Genomic DNA, 12,654 nt, shown 5'->3' on the forward strand with positions numbered 1-12,654 from the left:
CCGGGGCCTGCTATTGGCCTTTTCCGCGCAGTCCCGCCAACCGGCCGTTCACCTCTTGGGCCGCACGGCGTAACGCCGCCGTGTCCGGGCCGTGGCGCAGCAGGTCGCGCGAAGACGCCGGGAGCAGCCCCGGGAGGCCTTCCCCGAAGACTGCCCGCAAATCCGCCTCGGTTGCCCCCTGCGCCCCGAAACCGGGCGCGAGCACCGGTCCGTTGAGCCGGCTCAGGTCGACTTCCCCAGGAGCCACAGTGGCCCCTACGACCACGCCGACGTCGCCGTACGGCTCAGCACCTGCGTTGTGGTCCGCCGCAGCGTCTACGACGCTCTGAGCGACCGTACGGCCGTCTTCGAGCCGCGCGCGCTGCAACGCGTCCGCTTCCGGGTTGGACGTGCGCGCGAGCACGAAGAGCCCGTTGCCCGCTTCGCTCGCCGCCTTGACCGCCGCGTCGAGGGCGCCGAAGCCGAGGTACGGCGACACGGTGGCCGCGTCGGCGGCGAAAGCCGCCTTTTCGGCCACGTACGCCGCCGTGTAAGCCGCCATGGTGGAGCCGATGTCACCCCGCTTCACGTCGAGCAAGACAAGCGCTCCGGCGTCGTGAGCGACGTCTACGACGCGTTCGAGCACCGCCACGCCGGCGGGCCCGAACGCCTCGAAGAACGCCGACTGCGGCTTCACGATCGCCGCCACCTCGCCCAGCGCCTCCGCGGCGCTGAGCGCGAAGCGTTCGAGCCCGCTCGCGTCGACTGGCAAGCCCCACGCCTCGATCAGGCCCGGATGCGGGTCGATCCCGGCGCACAGCGATCCGCGCGCGGCCACGGCTTCGGCGAGCCGCGCCCCGAACCGGGCGGTCACGACGTCGCCTTCAGCGCCGCCTGGAGGTCCTGGAGGCTGCGCACGCCGATGTCGCCGCGGATAAGCGCTTCGATGCCGTGCACGGCCGCCGCGGCACCCTGCACCGTGGTGACGCACGGAATGTCGCGCGACACCGCGGCAGTCCGGATTTCGTAACCGTCCACGCGCGGTCCGCTGTTTCCGTACGGCGTGTTGATCACCATGTTGACGTCGCCGGCGAGGATCACGTCGACGATGTTCGGCTCGCCGGTGCCCGGGTCCGGTTCGGAGTGCTTGCGCACCACCGAGCAGGCAACCCCGTTGCGCCGCAACACTTCCGCGGTTCCCGAGGTGGCCAGGATCTCGAAGCCGAGGTCGGCCAGCCGCTTCACCGGGAAGACCAGCGAGCGCTTGTCGCGGTTGGCGACGGAGACGAATACCCGGCCCGAAGTGGGAAGGGATCCGTAGGCGCCGCTCTGCGATTTCGCGAATGCTTTCCCGAAGGAGGTGTCGACGCCCATGACTTCGCCGGTGGACTTCATTTCCGGGCCGAGCAGGGAGTCGACGCCGTGTCCTTCGGGGGTGCGGAACCGGTGGAACGGCAGGACGGCTTCCTTGACCGCGACCGGGGAGTCGGCGGGCATCCGGCCGCCGTCGCCCTCGGCGGGCAGCACCCCGGACGCGCGCAGGTCCTTGATCGTCGAGCCGGTCATCACCAGCGCCGCGGCCTTCGCCAGCGGGACGGCGGTGGCCTTGGAGACGAACGGGACGGTGCGGGAGGCGCGCGGGTTGGCTTCCAGGACGTAGAGCACGTCGTCCTTGAGCGCGTACTGCACGTTCAGCAGGCCGCGGACGCCGACGCCGCGGGCGATGGCCTCGGTGGAGGCGCGGACCGCGTCGAGGTCCTGCGCGCCGAGGGTGATCGGCGGCAGCGCGCAGGAGGAGTCGCCGGAGTGGATCCCGGCCTCCTCGATGTGCTCCATCACGCCGCCGAGGTAGAGGTCCTCGCCGTCGAACAGGGCGTCCACGTCGATCTCGATCGCGTCGTCGAGGAACCGGTCCACCAGCACCGGGTGCTCGGGGGTGACCTCGGTGGCGCGGCGGATGTAGCCGGCGAGGGACTCCTCGTCGTAGACGATCTCCATGCCGCGCCCGCCCAGCACGTAGGACGGGCGGACCAGCACCGGGTAGCCGATCTCGTCGGCGATCCGCTTCGCGCCCTCGAACGAGGTCGCCGTCCCGTACTTCGGCGCGGGCAGCCCGGCGGCGGTGAGGACTTCGCCGAACGCGCCGCGGTCCTCGGCGAGGTCGATCGCCTCCGGCGGCGTCCCGACCACCGGCACCCCGGCGTCGGCGAGGCGCTGCGCGAGCCCGAGCGGGGTCTGCCCGCCCAGTTGCACGATCACCCCGGCCACGGTGCCGGACTGCTGTTCGGCGTGCACGACCTCCAGCACGTCCTCGAACGACAGCGGCTCGAAGTACAGCCGGTCGGACGTGTCGTAGTCGGTGGACACGGTTTCCGGGTTGCAGTTGACCATCACGGCCTCGAACCCGGCCTCGCGCAACGCGATCGCCGCGTGCACGCAGGAGTAGTCGAACTCGATGCCCTGCCCGATCCGGTTCGGCCCCGACCCGAGGATCAGCACCTTCGGCTTGTCCGACTGGGCGGCGACCTCCGAGGTCGCGGCGGGGTCGGTCTCGTAGGCCGAGTAGTGGTACGGGGTCTTCGCCGCGAACTCGGCCGCGCAGGTGTCGACCGTCTTGAACACCGGCCGCACCCCCAGCCGGTGCCGCAGCGCCCGCACGCCGTCCTCGCCCGCGAGTTCCGGGCGCAGCGCGGCGATCTGCCGGTCGGACAGGCCGGTGCGCTTGGCGCGGCGCAGCAAGTCGCCGTCGAGCACCGGGGCGTCGCGGACCTCCGCGCCGACCTCGCCGATCAGGGCGACCTGGTCGATGAACCACGGGTCGATGCCCGAGGCCTCGTGGACCTGCTCGACCGTCGCGCCCAGCCGCAGCGCCAGTTCCACCTCGTAGAGGCGGCCTTCGTGCGGCGTGCGCAGCGAGTCCAGAACGGACTCGGCAGTCGCGCCCTCGGGGTCGGGCAGCGTCCAGAACCCGGTCGCCTTCGTCTCGATCGACCGCATCGCTTTCCCGAGAGCTTCGGGGAAACTGCGGCCGAACGACATCGCCTCGCCCACCGACTTCATGGTCGTGGTGAGCGTGGGGTCCGCGCCGGGGAACTTCTCGAACGCGAACCGCGGCATCTTCACCACGACGTAGTCCAGCGTCGGCTCGAACGCCGCCGGGGTCTCGCCGGTGATGTCGTTGCGGATCTCGTCGAGGGTGTAGCCGATCGCCAGCTTCGCCGCGATCTTCGCGATCGGGAAACCGGTCGCCTTCGACGCCAGCGCGGACGAACGGGACACGCGCGGGTTCATCTCGATCACGACCATCCGGCCGTCCTCGGGGTTGAACGCGAACTGGATGTTGCAGCCGCCGGTGTCCACGCCGACCTCGCGCAGCACCGCGATCCCGACGTCGCGCATCACCTGGTACTCGCGGTCGGTCAGCGTCATCGTCGGCGCGACGGTCACCGAGTCGCCGGTGTGCACGCCCATCGCGTCCACGTTCTCGATCGAGCACACGACCACCACGTTGTCGTGCTTGTCGCGCATCAGCTCGAGCTCGTACTCCTTCCAGCCGAGCACGCTCTCCTCGATCAGCACCTCCGTCACCGGAGACTCCGTGAGCCCGGTCGACGCCAGCCGCTCCAGGTCCTCAGGCGTGTGCGCCATGCCCGAACCGAGCCCGCCCATGGTGAACGACGGCCGGATGACGACCGGCAGCCCGAGTTCCTCGACGGTGGCGCGGACCTCGTCCATGTCGTGGCAGACGCGCGAGCGCGGGACGTCCGCGCCGACCGTGCGCACGATGTCCTTGAACTTCTGCCGGTCCTCGCCGCGCTGGATCGCGTCGATGTCCGCGCCGATCAGCTCCACGCCGTACTTCTCCAGCACGCCGCGCTCGTGCAGCGCCACCGCGCAGTTCAGCGCGGTCTGCCCGCCCAGCGTCGCCAGCAGCGCGTCCGGGCGCTCGGCCGCGATGACCTTCTCCACGAAGTCCGGCGTCACCGGCTCGATGTAGGTCGCGTCCGCGAACTCCGGGTCCGTCATGATCGTCGCCGGGTTCGAGTTCACCAGGGACACGCGCAGACCCTCGCTGCGCAGCACCCGGCAGGCCTGCGTGCCCGAGTAGTCGAACTCGGCCGCCTGCCCGATCACGATCGGCCCGGAGCCGATCACCAGCACGTGCTGGATGTCCGTCCTCTTCGGCATCAGGCCTTCTTCTCCATCAAGTCAACGAATTCGTCGAACAGCGGCGCGGCGTCGTGCGGACCCGCCGCCGCTTCGGGGTGGTACTGCACGGAAAACGCGGGCACGTCGAACGCGCGCACGCCCTCCACGGTGTCGTCGTTCGGGCAGTAGTGGCTGATCTGCGCCGCCCCGTACGGGGAATCGAACCGCTGTCCCGGCTCGCCTTCCAAGGCGAAACCGTGGTTCTGCGCGGTGATCGCCACCCGGCCGGTCGCCACGTCGATCACCGGGATGTTGATCCCCCGGTGCCCGTAACGCATCTTGTAGGTGCCCAAACCCAAGGCGCGGCCCAGGATCTGGTTGCCGAAGCAGATGCCGAACAGCGGGATCCGCTGCTCCAGAACGGTTTTCGTCAACGCCGTCGCGTGCGCGGTCGTCGCCGGGTCGCCCGGGCCGTTGGACAGGAACACCCCGTCCGGCTCCAGCGCCAGCAGTTCCTCCGCGCTCGTGCTCGACGGCAGCACGTGCACCTCGATGCCCCGCTGCGTCATCAGCCGCGGCGTGTTCGACTTGATCCCCAAGTCCAGCGCCGCGACCCGGAACCGCCGTTCGCCTTGCGCCGCAACGACATACGGCTTCTCCGTGGAGACCTCGCCCGCGAGGTCCGCGCCCTTCATCGGCGGGCTCGCCAGCACCTCCGCGACCATCTGCTCGTCGCTGCCCAGCGCGTCGCCGGAGAACACCCCGGCGCGCATCGCGCCCTGCTCGCGCAGATGCCGCGTCAAAGTGCGGGTGTCCACTTCGGAAATCCCGACCACGCCCTGGCGCACCAGTTCCTCGTCCAGCGTGCGCTTCGCGCGCCAGCTCGACGGCGTGCGCGCGGGATCCCGCACCACGTAACCGGAAACCCAGATCCGGGCCGATTCGTCGTCCTCGTCGTTCCAGCCCGTGTTGCCGATCTGCGGCGCCGTCTGCACCACGATCTGCCGGTGGTACGACGGATCCGTCAGCGTTTCCTGGTACCCCGTCATGCCGGTGCAGAACACCGCCTCGCCCAGGGTCCGCCCGCGCGCGCCGTACGCAGCGCCGCGGAACACCCGGCCGTCTTCGAGAACCAGGGCGGCGGGGCCGCGAGTGCCGGTGCTCACTGGGCACCTCCCTTGATGTCGTGATCGGAAAGTTCGTTGATCCATTGCGGATAGTCGTCGAGGTCGTCCCCGCGGAACCCGGTGTCCAGCGCGACGTCGCCGAGCTGCCAGGTGATCACCAGCAGCACGTCGGTGCCGGTGACCTTCCCGGCGAGCCGCGAGTCGCGGCGGATCCCGGTGATCGAGCCGCGCGGGATCCAGAAGTCCGGCAGCCCGCCGCGTTCCACGGCGATCCCGTCCGGGTGCAGCCGCCAGACCGCGCCCGACCGCGGGCCCGCGCCGCGCGTGACGACCCGGTCCTGCCAGTTGCCCGCGGTCGTGGTGCCCACGTACACGCCGGTCGATTCGAGCTGGAACTCGCCGGGCTCGGCCGGGATCTCCGGGAACGGCGCGATCCGCGCGCTCTGCGAACGCGCCTTGCGCCGCCAGCCGACCCACATGCCCCACAGGCACAGCAGGAAGAACGCGACGATCCCCAGCGTCAGCAGCAACCGCTCCATCAGCAGATCTTCCCCTCGCGTGCGGTGATCCGCCCGCGCAGCAGGGTCGCCGTCACCACGCCGGGCAACCGCATTCCCTCGTACGGGGTGTTGGCCGCGATGCTGGCCAGTTCGGCCCCGCGCACGGTCCATTCGGCGTCCGGGTCGACCAGCGTCAGGTTCGCCGGTTCGCCCGCTTCGATCGGACGGCCGTGCCCGGCCAGGTTCCCGACCTCCGCGGGCCGCTCGCTCATCACGCGCGCGACGCCGCGCCAGTCGAGCAGACCGGTCTTGACCATCGTCTCGACGACCACCGACAGCGCGGTCTGCAGGCCGAGCATGCCGGGCCGGGCCGCGGCCCACTCGGTGTCCTTGTCCTGCACGGCGTGCGGCGCGTGGTCGGTGGCGACACAGTCCACGACGCCCTCGGCCAGCGCGGCGCGCAGCTTCTCCGCGTCGCCGCCGGTGCGCAGCGGCGGGTTGACCTTGTTGACCGGGTCGTAGGTCTCGAGCCGGTCGTCGGTCAGCAGCAGGTGGTGCGGCGTGACCTCGGCCGACACCTTCGTGCCGCGCTCCTTCGCCCAGCGCAGGACGTCGACCGTGCCCGCGGTGGAGACGTGGCAGACATGCAGCCGCGCGTTCGCGTGCAGCGCCAGAAGGCAGTCGCGCGCGACGATCGACTCCTCCGCCGACGCCGGCCAGCCCGCGTAGCCCAGCCGCGACGCCTGCTCGCCCTCGTGCGCCTGCGCGCCGACGGTGAGCCGCGGTTCCTCGGCGTGCTGGGCGATCACCGCGTCGAGCGCGGACGAGTACTCCAGCGCCCGGCGCATCAGCAGCGGGTCCGCGACGCACACGCCGTCGTCGGAGAAGACCCGCACCGCCGCGGTGCCCTTGGCCATCGTGCCCAGTTCGGCGAGCTTCTCGCCCTTGAGCCCGACGGTGACCGCGCCGACCGGATGGACGTCGACCAGGCCGACCTCCTGCCCGCGCCGCCACACGTGGTCGGTGACGAGCGCGTTGTCGGCGACCGGATCGGTGTTGGCCATGGCGAACACCGCGGTGTAGCCGCCCAGCGCGGCCGCCGCGGAGCCGGTGTCGATGGTCTCGGTGTCTTCGCGGCCCGGCTCGCGCAGGTGCGTGTGCAGGTCGACGAACCCGGGCAGGAGGACCTGGCCCTTGGCGTCGAGCACCTCGGTGCCCTCGGGAACGTTCACCTCGCCGATGGCGGCGATCACGCCGTCCTCGATCAGGACGTCCACCGGCTCGCCCTCGCCGTACGGGCGGGCACCCTTGATCACGATGCTCACGCGGCAGCTCCTTCACTGGCCAGGAGGTGGTAGAGGACCGCCATGCGCACATGCACGCCGTTGCGGACCTGTTCGGTAATGGCTGAGGAGGGGGAATCCGCGACCGCGGAGGCGATCTCCATGCCGCGCAGCATCGGACCGGGGTGCAGTACGACCGCGTGGTCCGGCAGCAGCGCCTGACGGCGCTCGGAGAGCCCGTAAGAGATCGAATATTCGCGCGCGGAGGGGAAAAAGCCCCCGTGCATGCGCTCGGCCTGGACGCGCAGCATCATCACCGCATCGACGGCGGGCAACTCGGCGTCGAGGTCGTGCGAGACCGTGACCGGCAGCTTCTCCACGCCGACCGGCAGCAGCGTCGGAGGCGCGACGAGCACCACCTCCGCGCCGAGGGTGCTGAGCAGGTGGATGTTCGACCGCGCGACCCGGCTGTGCAGGACGTCGCCGACGATGGCGATCCGCCGGTCCTTCAGGGAACCGAGGCGTTCGCGCAGCGTCGCCGCGTCCAGCAGCGCCTGTGTGGGGTGCTCGTGCATGCCGTCGCCCGCGTTGACCACCGCGGTGCCCGGACCGGCGAGCCAGCCGGACAGCCGGTGCGCGGCCCCCGAGGCGGGGTGCCGGATGATCACGCAGTCTGCGCCCGCGGCGGCCAGCGTGAGCGCGGTGTCCCGCAGCGATTCGCCCTTGTTCACCGAGGAACTGGACGCCGAGACGTTGATCACGTCCGCGCTCATCCACTTCCCGGCGATCTCGAACGAGACCCGGGTGCGCGTCGAGTTTTCGTAGAACAGCGTGATCACGGTGCGGCCGCGCAGCGTCGGCAGCTTCTTGACCTCGCGGCCGAGCAGCGTGTGCTTCAGCTCGTCGGCGGTGTCGAGCACGGCGGTCGCGGTGTCCGCGTCGAGCCCGTCGGTGGCGAGCAGGTGCTTCACCGGGTTTCTCCTTCCGGCGCGCGCAGCAGCACCGCGTCCCGGCCGTCGGTTTCGGACAGCAGCACGGAGACGCCCTCGGCGCGCGCGGTGGGCACGTTCTTGCCGACGTAGTCGGCGCGGATCGGCAGCTCGCGGTGGCCGCGGTCGACGAGCACGGCGAGCTGGACGGCACGCGGGCGGCCGTGGTCGCGCAGGGCGTCGAGGGCTGCGCGGATGGTGCGGCCGGAGAACAGGACGTCGTCGACGAGGATGACGACCCGGTTGTCGATCCCGCCCGGCGGCAGCTGCGTCTGCTCGAGCGCGCGCGGCGGACGGCGGCGGAGATCGTCGCGGTACAGGGTGATGTCGAGGGCGCCGTGCGGCGGCGCGACCCCGGCGAACTCGCCGATCTTCCCGGCGAGGCGCGCGGCCAGCGGAGTGCCGCGCGTGGGGATGCCCAGCAGCACCGGGTACTGCTCGGGCGGACCGGCTCCGAGAGCGGTCTTCTCGATGACCTGGTGGGCCATCCTCGCGATCGTGCGCGCGACATCACCGGCGGACAGCAGCTCGCGCTCTCCCGCCGGCTCCGCCGCGCCACGCGGACGTGACGACAAGGCGGACCTCCTTCCCCGCCTCTCTGGACGGGTCCTTAAAGGACGTCGGCAACCGGCTGCTGCCGGAAACCGCACCGACAGTAGCAGGAGCGGTCAATCAGTCTTCCGGGTGGTACGCGCACGGCCGCCACCTGCGCGGACCGACCTTCTGCTTGACCTGGTGACAACTATGCGTAACCATTACTCTGAGTATTCGACTCGAGGAGTCCCCGGCTCCGGTCCTCCCGGCCGGGCAGGGGCGATGAAACGGAGAACCACCAGATGGGCGATTACGCCAAGGCGCTCGGGGCCAAGCTCCGCGGGATCCGCCAGCAGCAAGGCCTGTCCCTGCACGGGGTCGAGCAGAAGTCCGGCGGACGCTGGAAGGCCGTCGTGGTCGGCTCGTACGAGCGCGGCGACCGGGCGGTCACCGTCCAGAAGCTGGCCGAGCTGGCGGACTTCTACGGCGTGCCGGTGGTCGAACTGCTGCCGGAGGGCCGGGTCCCCTCGGGAGCCGAGCCCGCCACGAAGATCGTGATCAACCTGGAGCGGCTCCAGCAGCTCCCCGCGGAAAAGGTCGGCCCGCTCGCCCGGTACGCGGCCACGATCCAGAGCCAGCGCGGCGACTACAACGGCAAGGTGCTCTCCATCCGCACCGAGGACCTGCGCTCGCTCGCCATCATCTACGACATGACCCCCGGCGAGCTGACCGAGCAGCTCATCGACTGGGGCGTCCTCCCGCCGGAAGCCCGCCCGTCCAAAGAGGACTGAGCACTGATGGCGGCAGCGGCCGTGCACGACGCGGCGGGCTTCCCGCACCCGGGGAACCGGGAACGCCCGCCGCGCTTCGGGTGAGTCTCCGGCCGCGAATCCCGGCCCGCCGGATCCGGTCGGCCTCGGTTGATCCAGGGTGCCCGGGACCGCTGACCTGCCTTGTTCTGCCTTGCGACGCGCCTGGCCACAGCCGGTGACTTCGCTGGAATTGCCTGGGTTTTCCGCGCTGAGAATCGGATTTCTTCCGGATTCCGGCGCATTTTCTGTGGTGCGCCCCAGAGCGCCGGGGGTTCTTCCGCCCCGGCCGCTTCCCCGCTCCGAGCTTCGGATGCCGAGCGGATTCCCTTGTCCGGCTTGAAGTTCCGCGCCGAGCGCCTGCTCGCTCCCGGCCGCGAAACCCGGACCGCCGATGTCAAGCGACTTCCCCGCAGCGCGGCTCTCTCGCGCCGAGCATTTCCCCCGCTCGCAGCCACAAAACCCGAACCATCAGCGCAACAATCCCGCACCGGCATTCCCGCGTCGCAAACCTGAACTACCAGCGCAAAGCAACTCCCCGAGCAGCGCGACAGTCCGGCACCGAGCATTCCCCGCGCGTGGCCGCAAACCTGAACTGTCAGCATGAAGCGACCTTCGCGGCAGTCTCGCCCCGAGCATTTCCCCCGCTCACAACGGGTTTTCCGCCCCGGGCACGCTCTCCCGACAGCGGCGCCCGTCTGGTCTCGCCGCTCCCCCAGGCAACGAATTCCGCTCCGGCAGCGGTTAAGTCCCCGTTCAGCCATCGGAAACCGTTGCCCCGTCGCGGATTTCGCAGCCCCCGGCCGCGATCACCGCATTGGGGCCCGCTCAGCAGGACTGCTTACTCACCGCAGCGAATCCGGGAGCCCGTCACCCCAACCGCGCCGGATCGCCGCGCCATCGCCCGGATTCTCCGGCCGCGAATGGCGCCCGCCGACCGGATCCGATTCCGCTCGGTGATCAATTTTCTCCCGGACGCCCCTCGCACCGGCCGCCGGGGCCCGGCGGTGACCCGATCAGGCAGCGGCCATTCAGGTGGCCGCTTTCCCCCAGCCGGGTTACCTCTGACTACCGAGCCGCCAGGGCGGCGAGGACTACAGGACCGCGCGCAGCCGGTCGGCGATCGTGCCGATACGGCCGAGCACGCCGTTGATGAACCGCGGCGAGTCGTCCGTCGAAAGTTCCTTCGCGAGGCCGACCGCTTCGTCGATCGCGACCGCGTCGGGGACGTCCGCCGACCACAGCATCTCGTACACGCCGACGCGCAGGACCGCCAAGTCGACCGGCGGCATCCGCTCGAGGGTCCAGCCCTGCGAGTGCTCCGCGAGAAGTTCGTCGATCCGCTCGCGGTGGGCCGTGACGCCCTCCACGACGGTGATCGTGTAGTCCGCGACCGGGTCGAGGCCGACCGCGCCGACCCGGTCGGCCAGCAGCGTGACCGGGTCGGCGGACCGCTGGGCGGCCTCGTACAGCATCTCGACCGCGCGCCGGCGCGCCTGGCGCCTGCTGATCGCGCCGCCGCGGTTCGGGTGCGGGGGAAGCTTGTCCGCCATCAGCTGGAGACGCGGCCGAGGTAACGGCCGTCGCGGGTGTCGACCTTGATCTTCTCGCCGGTCGAGAGGAACAGCGGGACCTGGATCTCCGCGCCGGTCTCGAGCGTCGCCGGCTTGGTGCCGCCGGTGGAACGGTCGCCCTGGAGGCCGGGGTCGGTGTGCTGGATGACCAGCTCGACCGAGGTCGGCAGCTCGACGTACAGCGGCTCGTTCTCGTGCACCGCGACCTGGACCTCGGTGTTCTCGAGCATGTAGTTCGCGTTGTCGCCGACGGTCTCGGCGGGCACCGTGATCTGGTCGTAGGTGTCGCCGTCCATGAAGACGAAGTCCGCGCCGTCCTTGTACAGGTACGTCATGTTCCGGCGGTCCACCGTGGCCGTCTCGACCTTCGTGCCCGCGTTGAAGGTCTTGTCGACGACCTTCCCGGTCAGGACGTGCTTGAGCGTGGTGCGCACGAACGCGCCGCCCTTGCCCGGCTTGACGTGCTGGAACGCGGTGACGCTCCACAGCTGGCCGTCCAGGTTGAGGACGAGTCCGTTCTTCAGGTCGTTGGTGGTGGCCACGAGTCTTCAGGTCTCCTGTGTTCGATCTCTTCGGCCGCGGCCGTCAGACGGCCACGAGGTCCTTGGTGCTCAGGGTGAGGAGTTCGGGTCCGGAGTCCCGCACGACGAGCGTGTCCTCGATGCGCACGCCACCGCGCCCCGCGAGGTACACGCCGGGCTCGACGGTGACCGCCATACCGGCGGACAGTGTACCGACGCCCGCGGCGGCGAGACTCGGTGCCTCATGCACTTCCAGCCCGACGCCGTGGCCGAGACCGTGCGCGAACTGCTCTCCGTACCCGGCGCCGGCGATCACCGAGCGGGCCGCGGCGTCCACTTCGGACACCACAGCGCCGGGCCGGACGGCCTCGGCGCCCGCCGCCTGCGCGCGGTGCACCAGGTCGTAGATCTCGCGCTGCCAGTCCGCCGGTTCGCCGATGACGACCATGCGGGTCATGTCCGAGTGGTAGCCGTCGACCGTGGCGCCGAAGTCGAATTTCACGAAGTCGCCGCGGCTCAGCTCCGCCCCGGTCGGACGGTGGTGCGGAATCGCCGAGTTCGGCCCGGCGGCGACGATGGATTCGAAGGAGATCCCGGACGAACCGTGCTCCAGCATCCGGTTCTCCAGGTCGCGGGCCACTTCCAGTTCGGTCCGGCCCGGCCGCACTCCGCCGGCCTCGATCAAGGCGGCGAGCGCGCGGTCGGCGGCGGCGCACGCGGCGCGCAGGGCCGCGATCTCGACCTCGTCCTTGACCACCCGCAACTGCTCGACCAGCCCCGGCGTGCGGACCAGTTCGACCCGGTCGAAGCGCACCTTGAGGTGCTCGTGCTCCTCGACGCTCACGTGCTGGCTCTCGAACCCGGTCCGGCCGTAGCCCTGCTCCGCCGCGTGCACCGCGAGCGCGCGGGCGCTGGCGCGGTCGAGCACGCGCTCCAGGTCGGGCACCTCCGACTCCGACTGGGTCGTGTAGCGCCCGTCGGTGCAGAACAGGGTCTTCGCGTCGCCGTCCGCGTGCAGCAGCAGCGCGGCGTTCGACCCGGTGAACCCGGTCAGGTAGCGGATGTTGAGCAGATCGGTGACCAGCAGCGCGTCGACCCCGTTCTCGTGGAGCAGGGCAGCGGCCGCGGCGCGGCGGTGAGCGTGGATTTCCGGCACGCGACCAGCTTAACCAGCGGCTTCCGGCCGTCC

11 protein-coding genes are annotated in these 12,654 nt (G+C 70.8%); 1 reads left to right on the forward strand and 10 read right to left on the reverse strand.

Annotated features, from left to right (window positions below; translation table 11 throughout):
• Positions 1 to 10 precede the first annotated feature (10 nt).
• Genes pyrF through pyrR form a run of 7 tightly spaced genes read right to left on the reverse strand, consistent with a single transcriptional unit; the run spans position 11 to position 8,602 of the window.
• Positions 11 to 853 carry an orotidine-5'-phosphate decarboxylase gene (gene pyrF / locus H4281_RS09115; protein ID WP_182890440.1) on the reverse strand — a complete coding sequence of 281 codons (843 nt, stop codon included), beginning with the start codon at positions 851 to 853 and terminating at the stop codon, positions 11 to 13.
• Positions 850 to 4,167 (reverse strand): carbamoyl-phosphate synthase large subunit, encoded by a 3,318-nt coding sequence (carB, locus tag H4281_RS09120; protein ID WP_182890441.1) that lies wholly within the window; start codon positions 4,165 to 4,167, stop codon positions 850 to 852. The genes pyrF and carB overlap by 4 nt, the downstream gene beginning before the upstream one ends.
• On the reverse strand, positions 4,167 to 5,339 hold the full coding sequence (carA, locus tag H4281_RS09125) for a glutamine-hydrolyzing carbamoyl-phosphate synthase small subunit (protein ID WP_220506947.1): 1,173 nt from the start codon (positions 5,337 to 5,339) through the stop codon (positions 4,167 to 4,169). Before carA ends, carB begins: the two co-directional genes overlap by 1 nt.
• Positions 5,291 to 5,794: a PH-like domain-containing protein gene (locus H4281_RS09130; protein ID WP_182890443.1), complete on the reverse strand. Its 504-nt coding sequence runs from the start codon at positions 5,792 to 5,794 to the stop codon at positions 5,291 to 5,293. The genes carA and H4281_RS09130 overlap by 49 nt, the downstream gene beginning before the upstream one ends.
• Positions 5,794 to 7,080: a dihydroorotase gene (locus H4281_RS09135; RefSeq protein WP_182890444.1), complete on the reverse strand. Its 1,287-nt coding sequence runs from the start codon at positions 7,078 to 7,080 to the stop codon at positions 5,794 to 5,796. The genes H4281_RS09130 and H4281_RS09135 overlap by 1 nt, the downstream gene beginning before the upstream one ends.
• Entirely contained in the window at positions 7,077 to 8,009 is a 933-nt protein-coding gene (locus H4281_RS09140; RefSeq protein WP_037818941.1) for an aspartate carbamoyltransferase catalytic subunit, read from the reverse strand. The genes H4281_RS09135 and H4281_RS09140 overlap by 4 nt, the downstream gene beginning before the upstream one ends.
• On the reverse strand, positions 8,006 to 8,602 hold the full coding sequence (pyrR, locus tag H4281_RS09145) for a bifunctional pyr operon transcriptional regulator/uracil phosphoribosyltransferase PyrR (protein WP_116203800.1): 597 nt from the start codon (positions 8,600 to 8,602) through the stop codon (positions 8,006 to 8,008). Before pyrR ends, H4281_RS09140 begins: the two co-directional genes overlap by 4 nt.
• A gap of 261 nt (positions 8,603 to 8,863) precedes the next feature.
• On the opposite strand from pyrR, the gene bldD reads away from it, so the two are divergent.
• Complete coding sequence (bldD, locus tag H4281_RS09150) at positions 8,864 to 9,352, forward strand: transcriptional regulator BldD (protein ID WP_003096372.1); 489 nt, start codon at positions 8,864 to 8,866, stop codon at positions 9,350 to 9,352.
• Positions 9,353 to 10,464: 1,112 nt separating this feature from the next.
• Here the strand turns inward: bldD and nusB are convergent.
• From nusB to H4281_RS09165, 3 genes are read right to left on the reverse strand one after another with little or no spacing between them, the layout of a single operon-like run.
• The gene (gene nusB / locus H4281_RS09155; RefSeq protein ID WP_182890445.1) at positions 10,465 to 10,923 is read right to left on the reverse strand and encodes a transcription antitermination factor NusB; all 459 of its coding nucleotides are present in this window, start codon (positions 10,921 to 10,923) and stop codon (positions 10,465 to 10,467) included.
• On the reverse strand, positions 10,923 to 11,486 hold the full coding sequence (efp, locus tag H4281_RS09160) for an elongation factor P (protein ID WP_009075786.1): 564 nt from the start codon (positions 11,484 to 11,486) through the stop codon (positions 10,923 to 10,925). Before efp ends, nusB begins: the two co-directional genes overlap by 1 nt.
• A gap of 43 nt (positions 11,487 to 11,529) precedes the next feature.
• Positions 11,530 to 12,621, reverse strand: a complete 1,092-nt coding sequence (locus tag H4281_RS09165) for a M24 family metallopeptidase (RefSeq protein ID WP_182890446.1) — start codon at positions 12,619 to 12,621, stop codon at positions 11,530 to 11,532.
• Positions 12,622 to 12,654: the final 33 nt, after the last annotated feature.

The organism is Amycolatopsis dendrobii (assembly GCF_014145675.1).
Lineage (GTDB): Bacteria > Actinomycetota > Actinomycetes > Mycobacteriales > Pseudonocardiaceae > Amycolatopsis > Amycolatopsis dendrobii.